The organism is Acidithiobacillus concretivorus, assembly GCF_018853445.1.
Lineage (GTDB): Bacteria > Pseudomonadota > Gammaproteobacteria > Acidithiobacillales > Acidithiobacillaceae > Acidithiobacillus > Acidithiobacillus concretivorus.
In genome coordinates this window covers 14,183-40,167 of sequence record NZ_JABELD010000070.1, presented here as the reverse complement: position 1 = coordinate 40,167, position 25,985 = coordinate 14,183, and the positions used below count along the sequence as shown (strand labels likewise).

General features: G+C 51.5%; 26 protein-coding genes. All 26 read right to left on the bottom strand.

Features of this window, described 5'->3' with window-relative positions:
• Positions 1 to 138: 138 nt before the first annotated feature.
• The 26 genes from fliA to HJG40_RS09815 all read right to left on the bottom strand — a co-directional run bounded on the left by fliA (position 139) and on the right by HJG40_RS09815 (position 25,864).
• A complete protein-coding gene (fliA, locus tag HJG40_RS09940) occupies positions 139 to 864 on the bottom strand; it encodes an RNA polymerase sigma factor FliA (RefSeq protein ID WP_215864049.1) in 726 nt (241 codons plus the stop codon).
• Positions 864 to 1,766 (bottom strand): MinD/ParA family protein, encoded by a 903-nt coding sequence (locus HJG40_RS09935; protein WP_215864048.1) that lies wholly within the window; start codon positions 1,764 to 1,766, stop codon positions 864 to 866. The genes fliA and HJG40_RS09935 overlap by 1 nt, the downstream gene beginning before the upstream one ends.
• A complete protein-coding gene (gene flhF / locus HJG40_RS09930) occupies positions 1,763 to 2,950 on the bottom strand; it encodes a flagellar biosynthesis GTPase FlhF (protein ID WP_215864047.1) in 1,188 nt (395 codons plus the stop codon). The genes HJG40_RS09935 and flhF overlap by 4 nt, the downstream gene beginning before the upstream one ends.
• Before the next feature lie 43 nt (positions 2,951 to 2,993).
• Positions 2,994 to 5,048, bottom strand: coding sequence for a flagellar biosynthesis protein FlhA (flhA, locus tag HJG40_RS09925; RefSeq protein ID WP_215864046.1), 2,055 nt, complete (start codon positions 5,046 to 5,048; stop codon positions 2,994 to 2,996).
• 3 nt (positions 5,049 to 5,051) lie between these two features.
• Positions 5,052 to 6,179 (bottom strand): flagellar biosynthesis protein FlhB, encoded by a 1,128-nt coding sequence (gene flhB, locus HJG40_RS09920; RefSeq protein ID WP_215864045.1) that lies wholly within the window; start codon positions 6,177 to 6,179, stop codon positions 5,052 to 5,054.
• 34 nt (positions 6,180 to 6,213) lie between these two features.
• Positions 6,214 to 7,005 carry a flagellar biosynthetic protein FliR gene (gene fliR, locus HJG40_RS09915; RefSeq protein ID WP_215864044.1) on the bottom strand — a complete coding sequence of 264 codons (792 nt, stop codon included), beginning with the start codon at positions 7,003 to 7,005 and terminating at the stop codon, positions 6,214 to 6,216.
• Positions 7,002 to 7,274 (bottom strand): flagellar biosynthesis protein FliQ, encoded by a 273-nt coding sequence (gene fliQ, locus HJG40_RS09910; RefSeq protein WP_215864043.1) that lies wholly within the window; start codon positions 7,272 to 7,274, stop codon positions 7,002 to 7,004. The genes fliR and fliQ overlap by 4 nt, the downstream gene beginning before the upstream one ends.
• Positions 7,275 to 7,286: 12 nt before the next feature.
• On the bottom strand, positions 7,287 to 7,997 hold the full coding sequence (gene fliP, locus HJG40_RS09905) for a flagellar type III secretion system pore protein FliP (protein WP_215864042.1): 711 nt from the start codon (positions 7,995 to 7,997) through the stop codon (positions 7,287 to 7,289).
• Positions 7,997 to 8,395, bottom strand: coding sequence for a flagellar biosynthetic protein FliO (fliO, locus tag HJG40_RS09900; protein ID WP_215864041.1), 399 nt, complete (start codon positions 8,393 to 8,395; stop codon positions 7,997 to 7,999). The genes fliP and fliO overlap by 1 nt, the downstream gene beginning before the upstream one ends.
• A gap of 125 nt (positions 8,396 to 8,520) precedes the next feature.
• Positions 8,521 to 9,045, bottom strand: coding sequence for a flagellar motor switch protein FliN (gene fliN / locus HJG40_RS15425; protein ID WP_215864040.1), 525 nt, complete (start codon positions 9,043 to 9,045; stop codon positions 8,521 to 8,523).
• Between the two features lie 3 nt (positions 9,046 to 9,048).
• Positions 9,049 to 10,062, bottom strand: a complete 1,014-nt coding sequence (gene fliM, locus HJG40_RS09890; protein WP_215864039.1) for a flagellar motor switch protein FliM — start codon at positions 10,060 to 10,062, stop codon at positions 9,049 to 9,051.
• Between the two features lie 38 nt (positions 10,063 to 10,100).
• Positions 10,101 to 11,411, bottom strand: coding sequence for a flagellar hook-length control protein FliK (locus HJG40_RS09885; RefSeq protein WP_215864038.1), 1,311 nt, complete (start codon positions 11,409 to 11,411; stop codon positions 10,101 to 10,103).
• A 58-nt stretch (positions 11,412 to 11,469) separates the two neighbouring features.
• Entirely contained in the window at positions 11,470 to 11,910 is a 441-nt protein-coding gene (gene fliJ, locus HJG40_RS09880) for a flagellar export protein FliJ (RefSeq protein ID WP_215864037.1), read from the bottom strand.
• A gap of 6 nt (positions 11,911 to 11,916) precedes the next feature.
• Entirely contained in the window at positions 11,917 to 13,284 is a 1,368-nt protein-coding gene (fliI, locus tag HJG40_RS09875; protein WP_215864036.1) for a flagellar protein export ATPase FliI, read from the bottom strand.
• Complete coding sequence (locus tag HJG40_RS09870) at positions 13,281 to 14,033, bottom strand: flagellar assembly protein FliH (protein WP_215864035.1); 753 nt, start codon at positions 14,031 to 14,033, stop codon at positions 13,281 to 13,283. Before HJG40_RS09870 ends, fliI begins: the two co-directional genes overlap by 4 nt.
• A gap of 13 nt (positions 14,034 to 14,046) precedes the next feature.
• Positions 14,047 to 15,057: a flagellar motor switch protein FliG gene (gene fliG, locus HJG40_RS09865; protein ID WP_215864034.1), complete on the bottom strand. Its 1,011-nt coding sequence runs from the start codon at positions 15,055 to 15,057 to the stop codon at positions 14,047 to 14,049.
• On the bottom strand, positions 15,044 to 16,747 hold the full coding sequence (gene fliF / locus HJG40_RS09860; protein ID WP_215864033.1) for a flagellar basal-body MS-ring/collar protein FliF: 1,704 nt from the start codon (positions 16,745 to 16,747) through the stop codon (positions 15,044 to 15,046). Before fliF ends, fliG begins: the two co-directional genes overlap by 14 nt.
• A gap of 36 nt (positions 16,748 to 16,783) precedes the next feature.
• The gene (gene fliE, locus HJG40_RS09855) at positions 16,784 to 17,107 is read right to left on the bottom strand and encodes a flagellar hook-basal body complex protein FliE (RefSeq protein WP_215864032.1); all 324 of its coding nucleotides are present in this window, start codon (positions 17,105 to 17,107) and stop codon (positions 16,784 to 16,786) included.
• Positions 17,108 to 17,162: 55 nt separating this feature from the next.
• Positions 17,163 to 18,527: a sigma-54-dependent transcriptional regulator gene (locus HJG40_RS09850; RefSeq protein ID WP_215864031.1), complete on the bottom strand. Its 1,365-nt coding sequence runs from the start codon at positions 18,525 to 18,527 to the stop codon at positions 17,163 to 17,165.
• Between the two features lie 5 nt (positions 18,528 to 18,532).
• Positions 18,533 to 19,738 carry a sensor histidine kinase gene (locus HJG40_RS09845; protein WP_215864030.1) on the bottom strand — a complete coding sequence of 402 codons (1,206 nt, stop codon included), beginning with the start codon at positions 19,736 to 19,738 and terminating at the stop codon, positions 18,533 to 18,535.
• Entirely contained in the window at positions 19,738 to 20,808 is a 1,071-nt protein-coding gene (locus HJG40_RS09840; RefSeq protein WP_215864029.1) for a sigma-54 interaction domain-containing protein, read from the bottom strand. Before HJG40_RS09840 ends, HJG40_RS09845 begins: the two co-directional genes overlap by 1 nt.
• A gap of 12 nt (positions 20,809 to 20,820) precedes the next feature.
• The gene (locus HJG40_RS09835; protein ID WP_215864028.1) at positions 20,821 to 21,384 is read right to left on the bottom strand and encodes a PilZ domain-containing protein; all 564 of its coding nucleotides are present in this window, start codon (positions 21,382 to 21,384) and stop codon (positions 20,821 to 20,823) included.
• 31 nt (positions 21,385 to 21,415) lie between these two features.
• Positions 21,416 to 21,796 carry a flagellar export chaperone FliS gene (gene fliS, locus HJG40_RS09830; protein ID WP_215864027.1) on the bottom strand — a complete coding sequence of 127 codons (381 nt, stop codon included), beginning with the start codon at positions 21,794 to 21,796 and terminating at the stop codon, positions 21,416 to 21,418.
• Positions 21,797 to 21,811: 15 nt separating this feature from the next.
• A complete protein-coding gene (fliD, locus tag HJG40_RS09825; protein ID WP_215864026.1) occupies positions 21,812 to 23,755 on the bottom strand; it encodes a flagellar filament capping protein FliD in 1,944 nt (647 codons plus the stop codon).
• A 34-nt stretch (positions 23,756 to 23,789) separates the two neighbouring features.
• Positions 23,790 to 24,197 (bottom strand): hypothetical protein, encoded by a 408-nt coding sequence (locus HJG40_RS15120; protein ID WP_226857368.1) that lies wholly within the window; start codon positions 24,195 to 24,197, stop codon positions 23,790 to 23,792.
• A 71-nt stretch (positions 24,198 to 24,268) separates the two neighbouring features.
• Positions 24,269 to 25,864: a flagellin N-terminal helical domain-containing protein gene (locus HJG40_RS09815; RefSeq protein ID WP_215864025.1), complete on the bottom strand. Its 1,596-nt coding sequence runs from the start codon at positions 25,862 to 25,864 to the stop codon at positions 24,269 to 24,271.
• Between the last annotated feature and the right edge of the window lie 121 nt (positions 25,865 to 25,985).

Below are 25,985 nucleotides of genomic sequence, written 5' to 3'. Positions count from 1 at the left end.
GCCACCAATGACGATGATAAAAGCCGTAAGCTGCAAAACGGAGCTGAGCTTACCGCCCTCCAGCAATTGCCCTAAAAATATCCCGCCAAAGGCCACTACCAGACCTATTATTGTCAAAAAATCCATGTAGCACCCACTTTACGGAGCATCATTCCAATCACCAAGATTACTGCGTAAACGCAAAATGGCCTGACGCATAATCTGGCTAACCCGGGACTCCGTGACTTCAAGCACGATGCCAATTTCTTTCAGGGTCAATTCTTCCTGATAATACAGGGCTAATACCTGCTGTTCTCGCTCGGGAAGGATTTTTATACCACCTTGAAGATCTCGAGCGAATTCCGCCGAACCCAATATGGCTGTCATGTCAGGGGTTTTATCGCGCAAATAACGACCCGCAAAAACATCCTGATCCGCACTTAAATCTTCCAGATAAACAATCTGCCCACCCGTATCCTGCAAAGCGGACTGATAGGTTTTGATATCCCATCCCAGCGCAGCGGCAACTTCTTCTTCTTCAGGAGATCGGCCCAGTTGCTGTTCAAGACGATTAATGGCCTTACGCATAGATTGTTCCTTGGCCCGCGCACGCCGGGGAAGCCAGTCCTGGTTACGGAGCTCATCCATAATGCTGCCACGAATACGCAAACTGGCATAAGCTACAAAACCCTCACCCGCACTATTTTTCTGACCGGAAAGCGCATCCATCAACCCAATCAATCCCGCCTGAACCAAATCTGCCAATTCAATATTAGCCGGCAACCGGGCCCACACCCGCTGGGCAATACGCTGTACCAATGGTGCGAAACGCGCGACATCTGCACTCATTTCAACCGATGGATCAGCGACCTGCCGAGCATTCATCAGATGGATATCTCGGGAGTTTTCATCAGCAAACGCTCCATAAAAAAAGCCATGTGCCCTGAAGCATTAAAGGCGTGCGGCCAGCGTTCAACCACCGCCGCCAAATCTTGCAACGCCCGGGAAACCGGGGCATCCGGATACATTTCCACCACTGCTTTCTGGGAACGAACCGCCGCACGCAGGGCAGGATCCAGTGGAATACTGCCAACCTGCTCCAACGTCACATCCAGATATCCGTCGGCCACTTTGGCAATACGCTGGAACAAGGCATCTCCTTCTCTTTGATCCCTGACCATGTTGGGTAATACCTTGAAACGACGCACTCCGTGATTACGGCTAAGCACCTTGATTAACGCATAGGCATCCGTAATGGAAGCGGGCTCATTGGACAGCACTACCAGAACCTCCTGTGCTGCCTGACTAAATGTCAGCACGTCCCCGGCGATACCGGCAGGTAGATCTATTAAGAGATAATCCATATCCAGGCTCAGATCACCAATACCCTGAATCAAATTGGCCTGAGACTGTGTATCCAGATTGGCCATCTGTGCCACTCCACTGGCAGCTGGCAAGATGCGGATATTCCAGGGACCGGTAATCAGCACCTCTTCCATGCTTTTTTCGCCGGAAATCACATGTGACAGGTTATAGCGCGGACTGAGCCCCAGCAGCACATCCACATTACCAAGACCGAGGTCCGCATCAAAAAGCAGAGGCTTGGCACCCTGCTGCGCCAAAGCTACCGCCAGATTAACGGCCACATTGGTTTTACCCACGCCACCCTTGCCACTGGCAATGGCGATCACCTTGATGGATTTTCTTGCCCGCATTCGGCGTAGCCCTTCTGCCTGATCCAATCTGTTTTCGTCCTGAACCAATACATTCAACCCGGATTTATTCATAGCTGGCCGCCATGGTAACGGCTCTCCGGATCATCTGCCAGTTTATCCTTAGGGAGCGCACTATTCATCTTGAGCAAGTTCATTAATTGCTCCCACGGCGCCTCATGCATATCTTCCGGGACTTTCTGGCCATCACTATACCAGGCAACGGGCAGATGCTGTGCGGCAAGCCATTCCAGCACTGCCGCAAAGGCCGGAGTTTCATCCACCTTGGAAATAATGGCGCCACTGAGAGGAATATCGGTATAAGGTTGCAGGACAGTAGCCAGATTTCGGCCGCTAAGACTGGCAGGAATCAGCAAAAACCTTTGCGCATCAGCACCCAGCGCCGCAAACCACTGGAGTTGTTCATTCAAACGAGGATCTCTGGGTCCCATGCCGATAGTATCTATAAATATCCATGAACGGTCACGATGCTTTTCCAGGGATTTCAACAAATCCTCAGGGCCTTTGATCACATCCAGAGGAACGCCGAGAATACGCGCATAAATATCGAGCTGTTCAACACCGGCAATCCGATATGTATCTGTCGTCAGAAGTGCCACCGAGTGAGGCCCATGACGGAGCACCTGAGCCGCAGCCAACTTGGCGATGCTGGTGGTTTTACCTGAGCCTGTTGGCCCCATCAAAATAAACAAACCCGGTTTTTCCAAAGATGCCTGGCTAACCCCGACTTTTTCTTGCAGAGTACTGAGCAATTTCTGCTCCCATGCCTGGGATTCGCCCTCCTCCAGCAACTTCGTAATCCACTCGTCCGAAAAACCCATCTCTGTCAAGAACTCCTGAGCAGATTGCTGCACCAGTTGCGGCCCCCAACGTCTTTCCACCAGCTGTTTGAGGGCTTGCAGCTCATCACGCAATGGCGCGGAGGCTAGTGGATGAGGCAAGTCACGTTGGGAGGCTGTTGCCGAAGTTGGTGACGGTGCTATTGTGGGGACATTAGCCGGTATCTGAGAGGGTTGGAATGTTTCAGTTTTTTCCGGATGGGTACGCAAAGGCTCTGGCCAGGCCGGTAAGGATTGGGTTTCATTCCATTGTTTTTCATCAAAATCAATGGCGGCTACTATTTCCACTTCACCATCAGACTCTCGATTGGAGAGAATCACTGCATCGGGACCCAGAGTACCCCGAATCTGCTGGAGAACTTCGCGGGTGTTGGCACCACTAAATCGTTTGATTTTCATAAAAACTCTCTCCTGTTAAACGTTCAGGCGCCATCCTGAAAAATCAGGCACCCAGGGTAGCCACCACCCTGATTTTTTTACTTTCGGGTATTTCCGCATAAGAAAGTACCCGCATCCGGGGAGCGCTGCGCGCCAAAAAGCGCGCCAAAAACGTACGCATGGGGGCCATAGCCAACAATACCGGCTGCATACCCCCTGCCTCCATTTGCTGCATCAAGTCCCCTGCCTTTTCCAGTACGCGCTGTGCCAAACCCGGCTCCAATGCTTCGCCGTTACTATTGCGCAGGCTCTCTTGCAATAAGTGTTCCAACTGCCCGTCCAGCACGGCAACAGGTAGTTCTGACTGCCCGGGAAATAGTCCCTGAACAATATAGGGACCCAGAGCTGTGCGCACGGCCGCCGTTAATTCGTCAACATCCTGGCTTTGGGGTGCATGCTCCGCCAAAATTTCGACGATGGTACGCATATCGCGAATCGGGACGCCCTCATTCAGGAGGTTCTGCAAGACTTTTTTCAGCTTATCCGGGGACAGCATTTTGGGAATGACATCTTCCACCAGTTTGGGCGAGCGACTAGCCAAATGGGAAAGCAATCCTTCCACTTCTTCCCGACCCAACAAGTCCGCACCATGGCTTTGGAGAATCTGGTGCAACTGGGTGGCAATGACGGTAGCCGGGTCCACTACGGTGTAGCCCAAAGCAACGCTTTTATCGCGCTCATCCTTGTCAATCCAAACGGCGGGCAATCCAAAAGAGGGATCGGTGGTCGGAGTGCCCGCTATTTTTCCCAGAACATTTCCAGGATCAATCGCCAGCAGCAAATCCGGAAATACTTCTCCGCCCCCCACCTCCACGCCTTTTACGTTAATACGATAAGCCGTTGGTCTCAATTCCAGATTATCCCGAACATGAACTGCCGGTACCAAAAATCCAAAATCCTGCGCAAATTTTTTGCGAACACCACGGATACGTGCCAGTAATTCACCACCCTGACCTTTGTCCACCAGTGGAATTAAACGATATCCGACTTCGAGGCCCAAAGGATCCAATGGCTCCACACTCGCCCAGGTCACCTCCTCCGGCTCTGTAGCACCAACAGGGGGCTCGACCACCTTTTCTGGCGTTTTACCTAGTTTGCCATACCAGACAATTGCGCCCAGCAATGCTGCCGCACCCAGGAAAGGCAAATGGGGCATCCCAGGAATCAGACCCAGTATGGCCAAAATAACCGCCACAATAGTCATCACCTCTCGATTTTGAAATATTTGCCCGATCAGCTGTTTGCCCAAATCCTGCCCGGTATTGACGCTGCTGACCACAATACCGGCCGCTATGGAGATGACCAAAGCCGGAATCTGTGCGACCAATGCATCACCAATACTTAACAAGGTATAATCATGCGCGGCTGTACTTAAACTCAGGCCATGCTGCCAAATGCCAATAATCAGACCACCAATCAAGTTAATAAATAAAATCAGAATGGCTGCTACTGCATCACCCCGCACAAATTTGCTGGCACCATCCATTGATCCGAAAAAGTCGGCTTCCTGAGCAATTTCACTTCGCCGCCGATGCGCTTCTTCCTGATCGATAATTCCCGCATTTAAATCAGCATCAATGGCCATTTGTTTGCCGGGCATGGCGTCCAGGGTAAAACGGGCGCTGACTTCAGCAATACGACCGGCACCTTTGGTGATCACCACAAAGTTAATGATAACCAGAATGGCGAAAACAATAATACCAACGACGTAATCTCCACCTACTACAAACTGGCCAAAGGATTCAATTACCTGTCCCGCTGCGCCCGGACCATTTTGTCCATGCAGAAGAATGATGCGAGCAGCAGCCACGTTCAGGGACAAGCGCAGCAGAGTCGTTAGCAACAGGGCCGTAGGAAAAGCTGCAAATTCTAGGGGCCGCTTCATGTACAGGCTGACCAGCAGAATAATCAACCCCAGGGTGATATTAAACGTAAACAAAATATCCAGCAGAAAAGTGGGTAGCGGGATAATCAGCATGGCCAGCACCATAATCACCAGTATGGGCGCGGCTAAAGTATGCCAGTTGAGTTTTTGTAAGAGACGGCTGATAAAATTCATCGATTAATCCCGTTTATCGAGTTCTGCAGGAACCGACCAGCTATCCGGCAATGGCGGATACTGCTGCGGAGCAGCAACCCGTAATTGATATAAATAGGCGAGAAGTTCTGCCACTGCCCGATACAAGCTCGCGGGAATTTCCTGCTCCAGTTCAACATGATGAAACAGAGCGCGAGCCAATGGAGGCGCTTCGACAATAGGAATGTGGTGTTCGGCTGCAATTTCACGGATTTTAGCAGCAATCAGGTCAGCACCTTTGGCCAGTAACATGGGTGCACGTTGCTCCCCTTCTTTATAACGCAGGGCAACGGCATAATGGGTCGGGTTGGTCACAATAACATCGGCTTTAGGAATGGCTGCCATCATTCGCCGCCGCGCCATTTCCCGCTGCATGGCGCGCACTTTGGATTTGATTTCAGGATTACCATCAGACTCTTTCATTTCATCCTTGATTTCCTGATGGGACATTTTCAACTTCTGATTCAGGGTCCATATCTGGAAAGGTACGTCAAAAAGTACGATCAACAGTGTGGTGGCGGAGAGGATCAAAAAAACCAGTCCGCTCATTCGCATCAGATGTAAAAGAGCATGATCGGGGGTTTCCGCTACCAGGCCGATCAGGGCGTGACGCTGCGCCCAAAGCAAGGTCACCCCGAAGCCACCGATTACCAAAGTTTTTAAAACTGCTTTAACCAGTTCCAATGCACCATGTTTGGAGATGATTTTCTGGGCGCCGCTGATTGGGTCCAGCTTGGTAAAATCCGGTATTAAGGATTGGGTACTAAAAACCCAACCGCCAACCATCAGTCCCGACGCCATTACCGCTACCAGCAAAATCAGGAAGTAAGGTAAGGTCATCCAGGTGGCCATGGTCAACATCCGTGCAAAATGTCTGAGCAAATCACCAGAATCGGTCATTTCGGGAGTAGATAAATGCAGGCCGGCATACAAAAAAGCAGCAATATTTTGATAAATATGGTCCGCAAACACATAAAATAAACTCGCAGAAACCAATAACAGCGCACTGGTAGACAGTTCCCGGGAGCGCGCCACCTGCCCTTTTTTGCGGGCATCCTCCTGACGTTTCGGAGTCGCCGCTTCCGTACGTTCCTGCGCGTTTTCTTCCGCCATCAGACGCCCTCGCCAATGCGCTGAGGCCGAAACATCATGGCTGTGCCGCCGTCAACATGGCTTTGCCGGCAAAACTCATGGACATGCTCAACAAATGTTCAACCAGCATCTGCATGGCGGGCATGAATATATAGATGGCTAGCAGTCCAAGCCCCAATAATAGCGGAAAGCCGATCACGAAAATGTTTAGTTGTGGAGCCAGCTTTCCCAATATCCCCAAGGCAATATTGACCAGTATTAATGTACCCAATACCGGCGTGGAAATGGCCAGGCCCAAGGAAAATATCACGGCTCCTTCGCTTACCAGTAAATGCCAGGTTGAGGGATTCAGGCTGAGGCTGGCGCTGACCGGCAACAAGGTAAAGCTGCGCATCAAGGTCGCGAGTACCAGCAATTGTCCATTCATTCCCATGAAAAGTAGCAGTACCAGCAAATTGAGAAAATTGGACAAGGTCGGGACTTGCACACCGGTAGTAGGGTCAAAAAAGCTGCTGAAACCAAGCCCCATCTGCAGGCTGATCACCGAACCCGAAAACTGGATCACACTAAAAATCAGAGTAATGGCAAAACCCAATCCAAAACCAATTAATAATTGCTGAATCAGGAGGACTACCCCTTCACCACTCAAGAAATGCACGGCGGGCATGGCCGGCAATGCCGGGGCAATAGCCACGCTGATAAGCAGAGCCAAGCCCACCCGAACCTGGACAGGCACTTGCGTTGCACTGAATACCGGGGCAGTAGAAAGTAATGCCAGCACCCGTACGAAAGGCCAGAATACCAGGCCGATCCAGTGCTCTAATTGCAGGCTGGTAAAGTGAATCATTGATCAATAAGATGCGGAATACTATGAAAAAGCTGGATGGTATAATCCATCATCAAATGCAACATCCAGGGTCCGAGAATAACCATGACCAAACCCATGGCGATCACCTTGGGAACAAAACTCAGGGTCATTTCATTGATTTGTGTAGCCGCCTGGAAAATGCTGACCAGCACCCCGACCACCAGAGCAATACCCAGGAGCGGAGCAGACAGCAAGAGCGTCGTCCAGATGGCCTGTTGCCCCACATCAATAACACTTTCAGGAGTCATAATGTGTTCTCCTCAATGCACAAAACTTTGCACCAGCGAACCAATCACCAGATCCCAGCCATTGATCAACACAAAAAGCATCAGCTTGAAAGGAAAAGAGATGGTGACGGGTGACAACATCATCATTCCCATGGACATCAGTACCGCTGCCACGACCAGATCAATGATGACAAAAGGAATAAAGATCAGAAAACCAATCTGAAAGCCGGTTTTCAGTTCGGAAGTCACAAAAGCCGGAACAAGCAAAGTCATGGGCGTATCGGCAGGTGCCTGCAACTGCTTGTGTCCGGATAATTTGACAAAAAGCGCCAGGTCGTCCGGTCGGGTCTGGGAGAGCATAAAAGTTCGCAGGGGTCCTTCGGCACGAGACATGGCCTCGGTGAGATTGATCTGGTTTTTGGTTAATGGCTGCAGGGCCTGGGTATTGAGTTGCTGAAAAACTGGAGCCATCACAAAAAACGTCAAAAACAGGGAAAGCCCGACAATAATTTGACTCGGAGGCATCTGGGTAGAACCAAGGGCTTGTTTGAGCAGGGATAACACAATAATGATGCGGGTGAATGCTGTCATCATCAGCAACATCGCTGGCAGAAAAACCAGCACGGTCATGAAAATCAGGGTTTGGATACTGAGGCTGTACTCCGTAGCGCCTCCAGCCTGTGGCGTTGCGGTCAAGGCCGGGAGTCCTCCGGCCAGGGCAACTTCCGGCAAGAGAAAAAACATCAGTCCGGTGAAGCATCTCCTGAAGGCGGAAGTTGATCGCCGGTTTTTACATTTCCCTTGGGGGCTGGGGTGATTGGGCTCCATGTTCCTTGCTTACGCCTCTCCATCGCAGTACGTAACCAGCTGGCAAAAGCCGTTGCTGAATTACTGGTCGTATCCGGCAGCGCTGTCTCCAGGGTATGCAACAGATGAATACCTGCTGGTGTTACCCCGAGTAGCAATTGCTGCTCTCCGACCTGTACTAGCAAAAGACGTTCCCGCGTACCCAAAGGCAAGGATGTCACTATTTTGAGTCCAGCAACCGGATTATTCATTGCCCCCGGCTGGAAATGTTTGAGCATCCAGATCACCACAAAAAATACAGCTAATACAAACAACAAGGCTGCGAACAACTGCAATATGGCCATCCATGAGAAAGGGCTGCCCGTCTCCATTACGGCGGGAGTACTCGCCTGGGCCAAAGGACTGAACCCTGACAGTATCCAGAAGATCAGCCAAAATTTTGGCGTTTCAAAAAGTCGTTTCATCGCAATTTTTTGGCGCGCTCTGCAGGACTGACAATATCGGTCAAACGAATACCAAATTTGTCATTTACCAGCACGACCTCGCCCTGGGCGATCAGATAACCATTGACCAGAACATCCATGGGTTCACCGGCAAGGCGTTCCAACTCAACCACCGAACCTTGGGCAAGCTGCAACAAGTTACGAATCTGAATTTTGGTTTTCCCCAATTCCACCGAAAGCGTTACTGGAATATCCAGTATCATGTCGAGATTTTGCGCCTGGGTTCCCGTCGATCGAGACGCTTGCAATTCCGGCATTGGCACGGGCGTTGCTGTTTTTGCAGATGCGGCTGAAGAAGCAACATCCTGCTCTGCAGTAGCCTCTGCAACTCCGGAAGCAGGTTCGGAATTATTTTCAACACCAGTTTCAGCAGCTTCCTGTTCGCTCATTGCTGCTGCCCAATCGGCCATAATGTCATCTGCCTGAGCATTGTCAGCAGGCTCTGATGCAGACGCCGCCGGAATATTCTGTTCTTCAGCCATCTTTTAGTTCTCCATAGCTGCCATAGCTGTCTGCCCAACAATCATTTCCGGACATAAATGTTTTTCCAACTGCACAGCAATTTTTCCGTTAGAAACCCCATAACGCCCGGAGAAAATCGGGATACCATCCACCTGAGCAAAAACCTCCTCAGGCATTTCTACAGGAATAATGTCTCCATCACGGAGCGCCAATAATTGCCTAAGCGTCAGCTGAGTCTGCAGAAATTGCACTTCCATATCCAGGGAGGCTTCCTGCATTTCGTCTTGCATAGATTGTACCCAACGCCGATCTATTTCCGAACGGTCTGCAGTCGTTCCTGCGGTCAATTGATCGCGGACGGGTTCCACCATCCCATAAGGCAGACATATTTCAAACGTACCACTACCCGACTCCAGTTCAACATTGAATGTACTGACAATCACCACTTCCGTAGGCGTGGCAATGCTGACAAATTGCGGGTTCACCTCGGAACGGGTTAATTCCGGATTTAATTCGGTTACGGGTGTCCAGGCATTTTTGAAGTCTTTAAATGCCAGGTCCAGCAGTCGTTTAATGATTCTTTGCTCCAGAGGCGTGAATTCACGCCCCTCAATACGCGCATGAAAACGTCCATCTCCTCCAAAATAATTATCCACTACCGCAAAAATCAGTCGTGGATCAAACACAAACAATGCGGATCCCCGCAAGGGTTTAATTTGCACAATATTGATATTACTGGGAACAACCAATCTGCGTATAAATTCACTGTATTTAATTAAGCGCACCGGACCCACAGAAATTTCAGCCGTACGACGGAGAAAATTAAACAGACTGACCCGCCATAATCGTGCGAAGCGTTCGTTAACCACTTCCAAAGTAGGCATTCGACCACGCACAATCCGATCCTGATTCGCCAGATCATAGGGACGAACACCGCCCGGATCAGGCTCAGGTTCTGCTTGTGTTTCGACATCACCATCTGACATGCCCTTAAATAGAGCATCCACTTCATCCTGAGAAAGAATATCCTGTACCATGGCGTCACCGTATATGGAGTGTCAGGGCATTGCAAGATTCATGCAAAAGCATTGATCAGGCCCAAATGCACTCTGAGAATAGTGGAAGACGTAGTACTGTCCAGCGGCTCGGTCGTGGATTTGACAGTGCCCGCCGGCGCTGGCCTATTTTTAGAAAAAAACCGTCCACCACCATCCGCACCCACATTGGCTTGTCCAAGACTCATACCCGCAGCGGCAAAGCTTTGTTGTAACTGTGGGATGGCCGTGCTAATCGCTTGCAGAACCTCCGGATGCGGCGATATAAAAGTCGCATTGGCCTGTCCATTGGCCTGAATATCCAAATGCACTTCCAGAGGACCTAAATGCGGCGGATTGAGCTGTAATGTTGCCTGTTGAATGCCCTGCCCCAACAAAAACTGCACCTGCTGCCCCAGAGCTTCTCCCCACTGCGGATTCGCACCAACCGGAGCTGCCACAACCTGTGCAGAAGGTGTAGATGCAACGGGTGGTAACATAATCGTGCTGGCCAGTAACGGCTGCGCACTATTATCTGCAAGGCTGGCTCCCGAATCAGAAACGGTCTTCAATAATGGTGTGGAAGCATCGACCCGGGAATTGCTGAAAGCACTTGATGCGACAGATTGCGCGCCTGTAGTCGAACTCGCAGCGAAAGCCCGTGCGAGATTTTGCAGAAAATGTCCAACAATTTGCGAGGATGACCCATCTTGATTGGCCGAATGCGCTACTGAAGCAGTTAATTGATTGTCCGTGACCGCGTGATCAGCCGCTGCTAACTGTAAGAGGCCCGATTGGGAAGATCGGCGCAAGATGGAATTTTCTGAGACTTGTGCTGACTGATTCCCGAGACCATTTCTATGAGCCGCAGCGTTACCCTCTCCAGAAACGTCAACGGACGAAAGCGCCTGACTGGAACCAGGCGCTAGGGTGACTGGTAAAGGCATTAGCCCACTTGGCAGCAACGCATTTTCTGTCATGTTTGTGGATGGATTGACTGATTGATCCTTCGATTTTTTGTGATCGCCCTCTTTGGCAACTGATCCATTTTGACCGCCAGGATTTGACTGCGACTGCGGCAAACTTTTGCCGCTTACGGATTGCACAGAAGGCGTCGCGTCTGCCTGCACGGTTTCGGCAGAGGGTGGCGAAAGCCTATTCGGATTCGGGTCATGGTGCGTATGCTCAGGCGACTTTTGTGGCGGCGTTTCCCGGGATTGTTGTTTGGCCATAAGCGCAACAAATTTTATGCTGTCCGGCTTTTCATTACCTGCTGGCGTACTGACCTTACCCAAGGGGTTTGCGGCAAGGCCCGATGAAGACACAGGGTTGACGATGCTTACAGCTGCCATCCGGATAAATCCTCAGCTTAAAAGTTTCAGACAGAACCCAAGCAAATTCCACACCAGCTTACTGACAACCGGGGCGACGATTCGCCCATTCATCCAGCTCTTTCTGAATTTTGCGTAATTCCAGCTCATGTTGTTCTCTCTCGATACGCCGTGCCAAAGCGGCAAAGCCTTTTTCCTGAGCACGGGCAGAAGCCCATTCAGATTGGATTTGGGCCACGCTTTGCTGTTGACGTAGGGCATTTTCCTTTTGAATCTGCAAAACCTGCTCCAGTTGTTGAATAAAATTGCGGGTATCCAGAGCCTGCCTACTGAGGATTCCTGAGGTTTCGGCTGCAATCGCCTGATTTCGATACTGCTGCAGATAATTTTCCAGGAGTTGCAACTTATGGTGCACTTCATTCAGTAAACTTCGCTGCTTCCCTAAACGAATAGCAATTTCTTTCTGTTTTTTATCAGCGTCCTCCCGCAAAAATAACAAGACGTTCTGGCGGCTCATCATCTATAACTAACCCTCTTCCATATATGTTGTCATGATCTGCGCCAATTGCTCCTGACTGCTCACCAAAGACACGGACTGCTGCTGATTCTGCCGGAGAAATCCCAGAATCGCCGGATAAGCACGTACGGCCTGATCCAGCAATGGATCCATGCCCGGTGTATATGCGCCCACCGCAATCAAATCCTGATGTTCCCGATAACGACTGTAAAGACGTTTTAGACGATGCAACTGATTGATCTGAGCAGAAGATACAATATTGGGCATGACCCGACTGATGGAGGCTTCCAGATCTATTGCCGGATAATGACCCTGTTCCGCCAGGCTACGCGACAAAACCAAATGCCCGTCAAGAACTGCCCGGGCGTTGTCGGCAATGGGATCCTGTTGGTCATCCCCTTCCATTAAAACGGTATAGAAAGCGGTAATACTCCCACCGCCCACTGGACCGTTGCCCGCCCGTTCCACCAGTGCCGGCAGCCGCGCAAAAACGGAAGGTGGATAACCACGCACAGCGGGTGGTTCGCCTACTGCCAGGGCAATTTCTCTTTGGGCCATGGCATATCGGGTGAGTGAATCCATGAGCAGCAAAACATGCTTACCCTGGCTACGATAATATTCCGCTATAGCCGTTGCCAGATGGGCGCCACGAATTCGGGTCAAAGCCGGAACATCGGCAGGCGCGGCGACCACGACAGCACGACGCAGCCCCTGCGCACCAAGAATATCTTCTATAAATTCTTTGACTTCACGACCACGTTCACCAATCAGCCCCACCACAATCACATCAGCTTCGGTGTGTCGCGCCATCATACCCAACAAAACACTTTTGCCGACGCCGCTCCCGGCAAAAAGCCCCATACGAGCCCCGCGACCAATGGTAAACAAGGCATTGATGGCGCGCACACCAACATCCAGGGGGCGTTTAACCGGGGCACGTTGCATGGGATTGATGTTGACCCCCAAGAGCGGCACGCGGATGAGTCCTGATACCGGACCAAGACCATCCAGAAACTGACCCTGCCCATCCACTACGCGACCCAGGAGACGTTCGCTGACGCTCGCCTGCGCTTCTCCGGACAAGGGTTGTACCCGGGCACCGGGCCTGACTCCGTGCAAATCACCAGCAGCCATCAACTGAAGTTTTTCGTTGTGAAAACCGACTACTTCGGCATCAATACCACGCTGATTGCTGGCTTCCACCCGGCAGCGGGTACCCACACTCACATCAAACCCTTCCGCTTCCAGAACCAGCCCCACCATGCGCACCAGGCGGCCACTGGGTAACAAGGCGGGGAAGGTTTCAGGTAGTCTTTGCGTATAATGATTCAGGGTATCTCCCCACAATTTTTGACGATCAGTAAAGCGCAGCATCATACTGAAAGCTCGCCAAATAAGCGTTCGAGGACAGCACGCCAGCGATTTTCAAGACGCAAATCAAGCTGCGTTGCCGCATGATCCAGATCACGATCCTGCCAACGGCGATCGGGTCTGGCCGCATTATCATCCAGACCTGCAGAAACCAGGACGCCACCCCTTTCGATTTGGGCATCAGCAAGCAAGTCCACTCCCTGGTCGGCAAGTTCGGGCATCAGACGCTGCAGCATATCCACATCATCAGGATGCAAACGGATAACAGGGTTGACACTCCGCAGAGGTACCGCACGCAACGCTTCCTTCAACAAAGGCAGCAATACTTCCGGGCGGAGCCGCAATTCGTGACGAATAACCTGACGGGCAATTTCCAGAGACAGCGCCAGCAAAGATTGCTCAACGCTCGCATCCAGGACCTGTAAGGGCGAAAAAAGACCGGACAGAATATCCTGCAAAGAACGTCTTTCAGCTTCAGCCCGGGCCAGTCCCTCTTTATAGCCTTCAGCCTGCCCTTCTTTATAACCTTGCTGATAGCCCTGTTCATGTCCTTTCTGCTCACTTTCCGCATAAATGGCCTGCAGCTGTTCGGCAGTTGGTAAAGCGATGGCGGCAGCAGAAAGGGTTTCGCCCGCTTCTGGGGACGACTCCATACCACCTTGGGAAGCTGTCGAAAAATTTTTGACTTCCGGCAATTGCCAGCGCTGCACCTGCGCACTGCTGTCTCTGGAGATGATCTCCGCACGCTTGTTCACAGTGACTGTCCAATCACAACATAGCCTCGCTGCTGCCACCACCCAGACTGAGCTGACCAGCGGCATCCAGTCGAGTCGCTATCTGCAAAATCGCCTTCTGACTACTTTCCACCTCACTAACCCGCACCGGACCTTTTGCCTCCAGATCGTCGCGCATCATTTCTGCCGCACGTTTGGACATGTTGGCAAAGAATTTTTCGCGCAAGGCGGCATTCGCGCCCTTTAATGCCGTCACAAAACCATCCGAGGGTATTTCACGCAGTAACACCTGCATACTGCGGTCATCCAGCTTGATCAGATCGTCAAAGACAAACATTTTCTCCTGGACCTTGTCGGCCAACTCATCATCGGTCTCACGCATATTGTCGAGAATACTGGATGAAAGACTGGTTTCCAGGCGGTTCAGAACATCAGCTGCCGCTTTTGGTCCACCCAGGCTGGCCACCTGCAGACTTTGCGCTTCACCGGAAATTTGTTCCTCCAGAATTTCATTCAACTCACGAATAGCAGCAGGCTGAACCGTTTCCAGGCTGGCCAGACGCATCATGGCTTCACTGACCAGACGATCAGGCAGGTGATGAATGACCTCTCCCGTCTGCTCCGGCTCCATATAGGCAAAAATCATGGCAATCACCTGGGGATGTTCCAGTTTGATCAAGTCGGCTATGGAACGGGCATCCATCCATTTCAGATTTTCCAGACCACTGGCATCACCACCATGAAGAATCCGATCAATCAAACTACCCGCTTTATCCGCACCCAGAGCCTTGGTCAACATGGCCCGAATATACTGATCACTGCCCACTCCCAAAGAAGTTTGGCGCTCCAGTCGGGAGCGAAAATCCGAAAGAACTACCTGTACCTGGTCCGTGGAAATGTGCGACATCCGGGCCATTGCCGCGCCGAGCTTCTGCACTTCTCGCGGCCCCAGATGGCGCATGACTTCAGCAGCTTCATCTTCACCGAGACTCAACAAAAGAATGGCACTACGATCCATGCCACTGAGGTCTTCACTCGTGCTCATTAGATAACCATTCTTTGACAACCTGCGCGGCTCTGGCAGGGTCTTGCATGACCAGCTGCCGGGAAACATACAAATCTGTTTCCAGGGGGTTACCGGGAATATTGACCTGCTCGCGAATGGCTTCAGCATTAGCCATTGCTGCTGATTCTGGAGAGGAAGCCGGGGTCCGATTCACAGAATCGTCTCCTGATTTCATATCCGCACTATCCATGCTGGGCTCCTGGCGCGCACGGCGTTTTAAAAGCGGGCGGACCACACCAAAGTAGAGCAGTAATGCCACAAAAAGAATGACCAGATAGCGCAACCCGCTGTTCATAAGATTCAAGAACCAGGACTGCTGCCACCAGGGCAATGCGCTTGCCGCTGACTGGGTGGTGAAAGGCATATTGACCACTTTAACCGTATCACCGCGCTTGGCACTATAACCAATGGCATCTTCCACCAGCTGCTGTATTTGCGCCAATTGCGCTGTCGATAAAGGTTTTGCCTTGACGGCACCCAAAGAACTTTCAGAAACCTGATCATCGACGAGCACTGCCACAGACAGGCGTTTGACGGTTCCCACAGGCTGAACCGTGTGCACAATAGTCTTGTCCACATCGTAGTTGGTGGTTGCATCCGCGCTGCTTTCGGTAGGTGCCAGCATTTTCAGGGTGGGGGCCAGAGCAATAAGCGCTCCGGGTGACAAATTGGAAGCCACCGGCGCAACCAAGGGTGCTACCGCTACTCCCGGAGGTGTGTTGGAGAGCGCCCCGGGAACCCCATAAGGTCCGGAACCACCGGTTCCAGAAGTGCTATGGGTCTGCTGACTGAGAATCTGACCTTTACCATAACTCACCGAACTGCTTTCGCTTTTAGCGAAATCAATATCCGCCGATACGGCCACCCGTACACCTTTGGCACCGACAATCGGGGTCAGAATAGCCTGAATACGTTTTTCGTATTGCTGATCCACGCTACGCTGATAAGCCAGCTGGGAGGGTTGTAATCCGTTATCCGCATTGCCACGGGTGCTCAGTATATTGCCATGCTGATCCACTACCGTAACATTTTTATCCATAAGCCCCGGCACGCTGGCAGCAACCAGATGAACAATACCGGCCACCTGGGCACTACTAAGTGCGCGACCAGGATACAAGTCCAGCATTACCGAAGCCGTAGGTTTTTCCTGCTCGCTCAGGAACACCGAGGGCTTGGGCATGGCCAGATGTACTTTGGCGCCTTCCACAGAACTGAGGGAGGCAATGGTTCTTTCCAGAGAGCCTTGCAAAGCACGCTGGTAATTCACGTGCTCCACAAAATCACTGGTACCCATGGGTTCATGGTCCAGAATGGCGAACCCCACACCGGCACCTTTGGGTAACCCGTCTGCGGCCAATTTCATGCGGGTCGCATAAACCTGATTGGCTGGTACAGAAATCACTACACCACCATCGCCAATTTGATAGGGCACATTCAGCTTCTGTAACTCGGCAATAACCTGCCCACCATCACGATCCGAAAGATTGGTGTACAACACCTTGTACGAAGTGCTTCCATTCATGAAAATTACGGCAATCAGAACGGCAAGCACAGCAGCCAAAGCTACCAACACGCCCAGACGGCGATTCGGCGGCAGCTCCTTCCAGCGGCGCTGCACTTGTGCTGCTCCGCCCGCCAGGTTGAGATTCGTAGCGGTTTCAGTCGCCATCAGCAGAATCTACGCAAGTGCTAGAAACGCATGGAATCATGCCTGTATATTCATGATGTCCTGATACGCAGAAACCAGCTTGTTGCGCACCTGAAGCATGGTCTGAAAGGAAAGATCCGCTTTTTGCGAAGCAACCATCACTTGACTGAGACTGACTGATTTGTCGCCATTGGAAAAATCCGACTGCAGTGCATTCGCCTGACTTTGTTGATTATTGACCGACCCAACCATGCTTTTCAGGGTGTTGGCAAAATCATCCGGACCGGTAGCGGATTTATCCGGCACTTTGACACCCTGTGCCTGATCGGCCAGAGCGCGCAACTGCGTCATCAAGGAATCCAGGGAATCTACACTACTCATGGTTGCACCTATCGTTTATTTTTCCTGAAACTTACAAGCAATATCCGAGCCAGTTCTATCCCAGTTCATAACCGGCTTCCCGAAAGCGCTGGATTTTGTGACGCAAGGTCCTGGGACTAATGCCCAAACGCTCTGCGGCCTGAGTCTTTGAACCGCGACTTTGGCTCAAGGCCAACGCAATGGCTTCACGTTCATGATGCGCACGCAAATCATCCAGCGCCACAACGGCCTCTGCTGTTTCGACCACCAATGTTGCACCCGCCTCAGGCAAAGGTATGCTTGCAGACGATCCCTGTAAACCCAGATCATTGACCTGAATGTCATTTTCTACCGAGAGAATGAGCGCACGTTGCAGGGCATTTTCCAGTTCGCGCACATTGCCGGGCCATTCATAAAAGTAAAGCTGCTGTTTCGCGGCCATACTGAGCCCTTTTGCGGGAAGCCCCATCTGCTGACAGTGCCGCCTTAACATATGCTCGGAAAGCGGCAAAATATCCGCCTGGCGTTCGCGCAATGGCGGAATCTGTATAGGGAAAACCTGTAGACGATAATACAGGTCTTCCCGCAAAACACCTTCCGCCACGGCCTGGCGCAAATCACGATTACTGGTGGCAATCAGACGAATATCGAGGGTAATGGTCTGCTTGCCTCCGACCCGCTCCAGCTCACGCTCCTGCAGTACCCGCAGTAACTTGGCCTGCAATTGAACAGGCATTTCTGTCACTTCATCAAGCAGTAACGTCCCACCTTGGGCCTGCTCAAACTTGCCTGCGCTACTCTGCGCCGCCCCTGTAAATGCCCCTTTTTCATGCCCAAACAAAGTGGCTTCGAGAAGGGTTTCCGGAATAGCCGCACAATTAACAGCAATAAATGGCCCCGTCTGACGACGACTTTGCTGATGAATATAACGTGCCAACACTTCTTTCCCGACACCACTTTCGCCCATCAGCAACACAGTGGCATCCGTAGAGGCTACCTTTTTCGCCATTTCCAGCGTAGCCAGCATGGCCGGAGACTGCGCCACAGGTCCTTGACTATCGGCCGGCAAATGAGGATTAGCAAACTTACGCAGCTTTTCCAGCAGAACATCTACCGTAAAGGGTTTCACCACATAATCTACCGCACCATTTTGCAGAGCCTGCACCGCCTCGGCAATCGTACCCCAGGCTGTCATCATCAATACGGGCGGTGCATCATGTTGTGCGCTCAGGGTTTTCAAAAGGGTATATCCATTCATAGGACGCATTTGCACATCACTAAGCACCAGATCGAAAGACGAAGCCGCCAGCAGGCGTAATGCGGCCGTCCCATCTTCCGCCCATTGCACCCGATAGCCTTGATCATCCAGCGCCTCCTGCAAGGCTTCAGCCAGATATTCATCATCTTCAACCAGTAAAATACGGGCCTGGTACTGCTCCATGCTTCCTACTCCTGACTCAATGAACCACTGGGCAGTGACTGAGCAACCTGCCATAACGGCAGAAGCAACACAAAACAGGTACCAGGCGATACCTTTTCCAGATCTATACTGCCCCCCATGGCCACCACAAAATTACGGGTAATGGCCAAACCCAATCCGGTACCATCCCGCCGAGTGGTATAAAATGGGATGAAAATCCTTTCCTGATCTGCTTCAGCAATACCCGGGCCAAAATCGCGAATGCGCAAGCGCAAGGTACCCCGATTGAATTCTTCAACACTAATACTGACTGCTTGTCCAGAATTACTGAAAAGCAGCGCATTATGCAGCACATTGGCCAATACACTGACCCAGGCAGCCAGGGTCCCCGTCAAAAACCAGTCATCCTGCACCACCCCGATCTCCAGAGTGACATTTTTTTGACGAAAATGCGGATCCCATTCCCGCTGCAAGGCATGGAAAATCGCTGCCAACGCTACAGAGCCGCTTTCCTGCTCCGCACCGCGCAAAAAACGCAGCATGGCATCAATGGTCGCATCCAGATGTTGCAACCTTTCCAGCGAGCGCTGCTGTTGCCGCGCAAATTGTTCGGGACCCCGGTCAAATCGCAGGTGTGAAACCGAGAGCAGCACCGTAGCCAAGGGGGTACGTAACTGATGCGCCAGTCCCGCCATCGTTTCCCCCATAGCGGCCAGGCGTTCCCGTCGTTGGGCAGCTTCTTCACGGGCACGCGCCGCTGTCACATCCTGCAATAAAATCACCTGTCCACCCTCGCCCGGCAATGCATTGACGGCAAGCGTCACTTGTACCGGCTGATCTCTGGCTGGCCCACGCAGCAGCAACCACTCATTCCCGGAACCCGACATGGGCCTGGGTTGCAAGGTCTGCCAGTCCGAACCACGCAAATCCGCGCCCAGCAATCGAATCGCTTCCGGATTCATTTCCACAATCAGCGCCGCATGGTCCACCACCAGTACTGCACCGGGAAGCATTTCCAGAACCAAGGCAAGGCGTTCACGCATTTGTTCCTTGGCTTGCAGTTCGGCGCGAAGACGCACGTTCGCCTCTGCCAGTTCTGCAGAAAGGCGTTGCACTTCCTGCTGCAGGGTACCGTAGGCTTCCGTCAGTTCTTGTGAGGTTTGGTTGAAGAGTTTGAAAGCTTCGATAAGGCTCGAAGCATCCGGCAAGGGCGGAGAGCCATCATCAGACATTAATGATCCATGTCCCTGATCGTGTTCAGTCCGTATTTTTTCAGTTTCTCGACCATGGTCGTGCGGCGCAGCCCCAAACGTTCCGCAGCACGGGCAACAACCTGATCACACATAGCCAGCGCTTGCAGCAGGAACTCCTTCTCGATTTCTTCCAGATGCAATTTGAGGTCAAAGGGCGGCTCCGGCAAGTTCCCCGAAGGCTCTGCCCACACGGCGGCAAGACTTTGCCTTTCATCCTGCAGCCCTGCATTTTCCACACTGCGCATGCGGACGGGCAGATCAGCACAGGAAAGCGTCTCACCACCATGCAAAATCACCAGTCTTTCTGCCAGATTGTGGAGCTCCCGGACATTCCCGGGCCAGTGGTAGGCATCCAGGGCCCGCAGGGAGTCGCCCTCAAGCGTAACGGCTAGATGACCTTCCGAGGTCAACTTATCCATAAAATAAGCGAACAGCAAATGGATATCACCCGGTCTGTCACGCAGGGGCGGCACGTGTACCGGAAAAACATTCAGACGGTAATACAGGTCTTCTCTGAAGTTGCCTTCCTGAATCCGCGTCTCCAAATTACGATGTGTAGCCGCCACAATCCGCACATGGCTCTCCAACACCCGCGCACCGCCTACCCTTTCAAATTGTTTTTCTTGAAGCACACGCAGCAGTTTTACCTGCATTTGCGGACTCATTTCAGCAATTTCATCCAGAAAAAGAGTCCCGCCCTCGGCCAGTTCAAAACGACCTTTACGCGCTGCCAAAGCACCCGTAAAAGCCCCTTTCTCATGTCCGAAAAGCTCGCTTTCCATCAATTCTTCGGGAATCGCCCCACAATTCACCGCCACAAAAGGTCCCTGATTACGCAAGGAGTGTTGATGCAGACAGCGGGCGATGACTTCCTTGCCCGTACCCGATTCACCCAGAATCAAGACGGTACTGTCTGTTTTTGCCACCTTGGCCAGCATCGCTGTCATGCGCTGGATAGACACACTGTTTCCAACCAGTCCGCAGCTTTCGCGCGACAGGCTGCGCCTCTCCAGAGTCGACCCGCTTTCCGTGCTTACTTCAGTGTACATAACAAACGCCTGTTATTCTGCGGAAAAATGATGATGATCCTTTTGCCGCGCTATGGAACGCCGATGATGACGGAATATTAGTCGATCTAATGATTCTTGCACGCGCGCGTCTAGCTGAAAGTGCAAATGATAACGGAATAGCGTTTCTGCGCTTGCCTCTGGCTGAGTCACTGACATCTGGAGGGTGCCCGGAAGAAACAGCGGCATGGCAATCCTGGGACGCAAAAAAAGGGCGACACAAACCGGGCCATTCTCATGAGGAAAGCCTGCAGAAGACGCTGCTTCCCAATACAAATCCTCTGCACCCAACAAGCATGGATAACAAGGTGGCAAAGGTTCCAGCCCTTGTATGCCCTTACCCACCAGGAGCAGCAGCAAATCGATTTTGGTTTCCAGGCTGCTGATGGCCTCCCGGTTATCATCGTCCATCAGCAAGTGATCATCCATCACCAGCAACGCCTTGAGAAGCGCCATATTATCCAGCATCAGACGACCGCGTCGCGCAGTCTCTAAATCCCCCATTTCCAGACTCAGGGGAAGCATATCTTCCAGCACCACGGCATGCGGCTCCAGCATCGGTCACTCCTTCAGATGCGAAAATTATGCCTCAGGAATGACCCAGCAACCCCCTCCACGCATCGCGCAGATCTACCAGCACCGGCTGGCAGGCATCCAGCGCCTGCAAATCATCAAAAATATTGGCTTGTGCCAACTGATTTAACAGGAAACGATAAAGACTGTCGAGATTTTTGGCAATTTCACCGCCCTCCTCAAAATTCACGCTGGCTAAAAGATGCGCTGTCAGCTGATAGGCCTTGTCCATAGAATCGGCCTTGGCACTCATGTCCTTGGCTTGAATCGCCAAACGAGCGCGCCGAACATATTCAAGAATACCTTCCAGACCTAACAAAACCAGCCGGTCACTGGAAATCCCCTGATTACCAACCTGCTTATAAGCCTGCATGGCGGCTGCTGTCGCTAAACTCATAGCTCAAAAACCTCCTTAACTACTGGAACTCGAACTGGATGAACTGGAGTTGTTCGACGAGTAAAAAGCGTTGAGATACTGACCAGTAGACTGCAAAGAAGACAGTTGCGACTGCATGGCGGCAAACTGCTGCGTGAGCAAAGCGGTCTGATTGGAGGCTGACTGTTGCAAGGTCGTAATCTGCGCACCCAAGCCATTAATGGAAGAAGTGATACCGTTCTGAGCGGCGCTCACAAAACCACTTTGGGTATTGAGCGCCGAACTCAGTAGTGTGCTCATTTGCTGATATAGCCCCTGGCTGAGGGTTACTGCTCCCAGATTTCCCGTACTGTTCCCGGTAATGTTGACCTGCAAGCCAGCGGCATTCCCCGGACCGGTGACCGTCAGCGTCTGACCTGAACCGCTGGTACTTTGACCATTAATTGTACCCGCTACATCGGTTCCGGTAGCCGTCAACAAGCTGGTACCGATCCCGGTACCGCCAGAACCTGCAGCCACATTGGATTTTACGGTGAAAGACTGGGCGCTCCCATAGGCATTGGACTGCAATTCGAGATAACCATTATTGGCGCTGGCGGTAATGCCCGCCATACCCGACTGCTGCAAGGTATCATTAATGGTATTCACAATATCATTGAGGGTACTGCCCGAACTCAACGAAACCACCACCGAACTGGACCCCGATCCAAAAGTCAGACTTTCGCTCTGAAGGATGCCGCCGGAAGGAATGGCCGCACTCCCCGAAGTGCTGGCCTGGGTCGCAGTCTGACTGACGTTAATGGCATAAGTCCCTGCCTGCGTGGCGCTGGTCGCCGTCAGATACTGGACGTTGGCATTACTGGTACTGCCCGCCTGACCAAACAGGCCTGCTACGGTATTGAAATCAGCAGAGAGTGCCGTACTCAAAGTACCGGTGTTCAGGCTGATCGTACCACTGCTGGTGAGTCCCAAACCCACACTGCCCAAGGAGTTATACGAACTTCCCGAAGATATCCCGATACCCTGCCCGGAAATCAAATCCAGCAACTGAGTCCGTAAACCCTGCACCGAAGCATCACCCAACAATGGACCACCAGAACCAGCCTGAGCATTATAGGCAGTCAACTGGTTGATGGTGCCCATGGTCTTATTAAAAGCACTCACAAAGCTCTGCACACCCGACACAAAACCGCTATTACTGCTGGAAACCTGCAGGGTTGCATTACCGCTGGCTTGCAGCAAATTAAGTGTCACCCCGGGGATAGCCCCGGAAATCGTATTAGTCGTACTGGTTACCGGCAAACCGTTAATACTGACACCGGCATTTTGAGCCTGTTGGCTTAAAGTCATGGAACCTGATACGCCATTACTGTAGCTGAGAGAAGATAAGCTTCCCGTTGCGCCACTGGTACTGACCGAAAAAGCACTATTCACCCCCGTACCATTTCCGGTAAGAGTCAGTCTGTAGCCAGTACCATCATAGACGACTGCGGCATTCACTCCGGTGTTGGCCTGATTAATGGCACTGGCAATGCCATCCAGACTGTCATTGGAAGCGTTAATAGCCACATTCTTCGCAGAACCACTACCCACCTGAATTTGCAGGGTACCGGTACCCACTGAATTATTGGTGGTGCTGGTAAAATTACTGGAATAAAGACTCTGAGACTGAGCCAGAACCATATTACTCAGACTGTAACTTCCCTGCGGAGCATTGGCTGAAGCCGTAGCCGTAGCTGCATTGTTATTGGAAAGGGTCACGCTTCGATTATTGGTATTTCCGAGATTCTGCAAACTGCTCATGGCCGACTGCAAACCGGAAAGACTGCTTTGCAGGGTACCCCAGGCACTTAAAGTAGTTTGGTAAGATTGTTGCTGATTTTGCAGGATAGTAATAGGGGCCTGATAGGCAGCACTTAAATTCGTAATAAGTGACTGGACATCAATACCACTGACCAAACCAGATAGTGAAGCGGTCATAATCTTTACTCCTGCACAATAAATTTCAAAAAATTCAGGCCTTGGTGCTCATCAAACTACCGGGTTGCAATGCGTCTCCAGTTTCAGCACTTTTCACGACCTGTTCGGCCGGCACGTAATATTCAAAAAATGTTTGTTTGGTGACTTTATCACTGAGTTTCACCAGAACCTGTCCGGGATGTGTTCCATCCGGGTCCAAACCAGCCTGTAAGGTAACCGAAGCACTTGCCGGAAAATTATTTTGTAATTTCTGAATAGCCTGCTGCACTTTTTCAGCTTTTAAAGTTGATTTTTTAGGTGATGTTGAAGTTGTATCTAAGGTGCTTGGTGGCAATGTTGGCGGTCGTGTCGGCGGTACATTCGCCTCAGCCCCTTGCTGCGTATCTGACGCTGCACTTCCGGGTATAGATAACGAACTTTTTGCCATAGAGAGAGCATCCATATTCATTCTCCACTGATAAAACTCTCCCACCCTGCAGAAGTGGGAGAGAAACGGATTAAAGCATCATCACCTTAGGGCAGAAGCTTGAGGTAGCTCTGCTGCAAGGAGTTTTCCTGCGCCAGGGTAGAAATACCTGCCTGTTGCAGAATCTGATACTTGGTCAACTGCGAAGTCGCCTGCGCAATATTCGCATCCTGAACTACCGACTGCGCAGACTGCAGATTGGTAGCCGTAGTCTGATCATTGGAAACCGAAGCCTGAATCCGGTTCTGGATAGCACCCAGACTACCGTTTTGCTGGTTCAGATAGTTGATGGCCTGATCGACAATACCGATAGCCTGCTGGGCACCGGCGGCGGTGGTGACATTTATGTTTGATACCGCTGAGCCACTCAAGGCAGTAGCCTGAGAACTGAAGCCAATATTACTACCACTTCCAATTGCATAAGAACTAGATGAATCAAATAAAACAGCACCCTGAACCAGAATGTTTGCAGAACCTGAAGTGACCTTACCAGCTGTAATATTATTGACAGAAGAACTACCACTTACAGCCTGCAAAGTACCAGTAGACCCAGAAGCAAGACCAGCACCACTTAGAGCACCGTTAGATGTAGTCCCTGCCGAAATATTAATGTTGTTACCATTAGCATTGGTCAAGACCAGTTCAGCTTGACCATTAACCACCTGGGTGCTGGCCGAAGTTCCAGTCACTGCAGCCTGGTTATTGATTGCAGTCACCAAGGAGTTGATATCTGGCTGGCCGTTGCTTCCGTTGGAAATATTTGCAGATATGTTTACGGCATTGGTTGGGCTGCCACTACTTCCATTGCTCAGGGTGAAAGTATAAGTACCTGTGGTTGCCGTAAAGGCGACACTGGTAATTGCCTTGGCTGTCACGCCCGTTTGCGCAGAAATCCCGTTGATTGAAGCTGCAATATTACTAGCAGATTCACCGCTAGTTGTAACGCTAATCGTTGCCGTACCTACACTTCCCTGTATCGTCATACTCCCGCTAGTGAAATTACCGCCACCGGCAGAACCACTGGTACTGACAGTAAAAGCCCCACCCGCCGCGTAGCCATTATCTACAAAAGCACCAGAAGAAACATAGACATTGCTGCTTGTTCCAGATGTGGTCGTAACGTAATTACCCATCGCACTGGTTTTACTATCCCCAACCGCCACATTGATAATCTGGTTGGAGTTGGCCCCTACCTGGAAGGCAGCGCCCGCAAAAGTGCCATCCAACAGGTTTTGACCATTGAACTGGGTCTGGGTGGCGATGGTTTGCACCTGCGCCAACAACTGACTGACCACGCCCTGCAGAGCTTGACGGTCTGAAGTGGTGTTGGAGGCGTTAGCAGCCTGCACCGCTGTGGTACGAATCTGCTGCAACAGGCTGGTCTGGTTCTGAATGGCACCTGTAGCGGTTTGCACCAGAGAAACACCTTGGTTACCATTAGAAACCGCTTGGTTCAACCCATTGATCTGGGTCTGAAAACGCTGGGCAATAGCATAACCTGCGGGGTTATCCGCCGGGCCATTGATACTCTTGCCCGTGGACAACTGCTGAAGATACGTATTGAGACTTCCTTGCGTACCATTCAATGCATTCAGCGTACTTAATGCTGAGGTATTCGTGTTGATAATTCCTGAAATTGCCATGAGATAACTCCTTTCTTAGGGTTGAAATGGCATCCTTGCCAAGTTGTACTTACTCTGTACATTACCTATAACGGCACTCCAGCGAAAAACTTGAATCGACTCAGAAAGTGAAGAAGAGGCG

Excerpts from the sequence above, each read along its gene's own strand:
- fliA (WP_215864049.1), bottom strand. The coding sequence starts at position 864 with ATGAATGCTCGGCAGGTCGCTGATCCATCGGTTGAAATGAGTGCAGAT.
- HJG40_RS09935 (WP_215864048.1), bottom strand. The coding sequence starts at position 1,766 with ATGAATAAATCCGGGTTGAATGTATTGGTTCAGGACGAAAACAGATTG.
- flhF (WP_215864047.1), bottom strand. The coding sequence starts at position 2,950 with ATGAAAATCAAACGATTTAGTGGTGCCAACACCCGCGAAGTTCTCCAG.
- flhA (WP_215864046.1), bottom strand. The coding sequence starts at position 5,048 with ATGAATTTTATCAGCCGTCTCTTACAAAAACTCAACTGGCATACTTTA.
- flhB (WP_215864045.1), bottom strand. The coding sequence starts at position 6,179 with ATGGCGGAAGAAAACGCGCAGGAACGTACGGAAGCGGCGACTCCGAAA.
- fliR (WP_215864044.1), bottom strand. The coding sequence starts at position 7,005 with ATGATTCACTTTACCAGCCTGCAATTAGAGCACTGGATCGGCCTGGTA.
- fliQ (WP_215864043.1), bottom strand. The coding sequence starts at position 7,274 with ATGACTCCTGAAAGTGTTATTGATGTGGGGCAACAGGCCATCTGGACG.
- fliP (WP_215864042.1), bottom strand. The coding sequence starts at position 7,997 with ATGTTTTTTCTCTTGCCGGAAGTTGCCCTGGCCGGAGGACTCCCGGCC.
- fliN (WP_215864040.1), bottom strand. The coding sequence starts at position 9,045 with ATGGCTGAAGAACAGAATATTCCGGCGGCGTCTGCATCAGAGCCTGCT.
- fliM (WP_215864039.1), bottom strand. The coding sequence starts at position 10,062 with ATGGTACAGGATATTCTTTCTCAGGATGAAGTGGATGCTCTATTTAAG.
- HJG40_RS09885 (WP_215864038.1), bottom strand. The coding sequence starts at position 11,411 with ATGGCAGCTGTAAGCATCGTCAACCCTGTGTCTTCATCGGGCCTTGCC.
- fliJ (WP_215864037.1), bottom strand. The coding sequence starts at position 11,910 with ATGATGAGCCGCCAGAACGTCTTGTTATTTTTGCGGGAGGACGCTGAT.
- fliI (WP_215864036.1), bottom strand. The coding sequence starts at position 13,284 with ATGATGCTGCGCTTTACTGATCGTCAAAAATTGTGGGGAGATACCCTG.
- fliG (WP_215864034.1), bottom strand. The coding sequence starts at position 15,057 with ATGAGCACGAGTGAAGACCTCAGTGGCATGGATCGTAGTGCCATTCTT.
- fliF (WP_215864033.1), bottom strand. The coding sequence starts at position 16,747 with ATGGCGACTGAAACCGCTACGAATCTCAACCTGGCGGGCGGAGCAGCA.
- fliE (WP_215864032.1), bottom strand. The coding sequence starts at position 17,107 with ATGAGTAGTGTAGATTCCCTGGATTCCTTGATGACGCAGTTGCGCGCT.
- HJG40_RS09850 (WP_215864031.1), bottom strand. The coding sequence starts at position 18,527 with ATGGAGCAGTACCAGGCCCGTATTTTACTGGTTGAAGATGATGAATAT.
- HJG40_RS09845 (WP_215864030.1), bottom strand. The coding sequence starts at position 19,738 with ATGTCTGATGATGGCTCTCCGCCCTTGCCGGATGCTTCGAGCCTTATC.
- HJG40_RS09840 (WP_215864029.1), bottom strand. The coding sequence starts at position 20,808 with ATGTACACTGAAGTAAGCACGGAAAGCGGGTCGACTCTGGAGAGGCGC.
- HJG40_RS09835 (WP_215864028.1), bottom strand. The coding sequence starts at position 21,384 with ATGCTGGAGCCGCATGCCGTGGTGCTGGAAGATATGCTTCCCCTGAGT.
- fliS (WP_215864027.1), bottom strand. The coding sequence starts at position 21,796 with ATGAGTTTAGCGACAGCAGCCGCCATGCAGGCTTATAAGCAGGTTGGT.
- fliD (WP_215864026.1), bottom strand. The coding sequence starts at position 23,755 with ATGACCGCTTCACTATCTGGTTTGGTCAGTGGTATTGATGTCCAGTCA.
- HJG40_RS15120 (WP_226857368.1), bottom strand. The coding sequence starts at position 24,197 with ATGGATGCTCTCTCTATGGCAAAAAGTTCGTTATCTATACCCGGAAGT.
- HJG40_RS09815 (WP_215864025.1), bottom strand. The coding sequence starts at position 25,864 with ATGGCAATTTCAGGAATTATCAACACGAATACCTCAGCATTAAGTACG.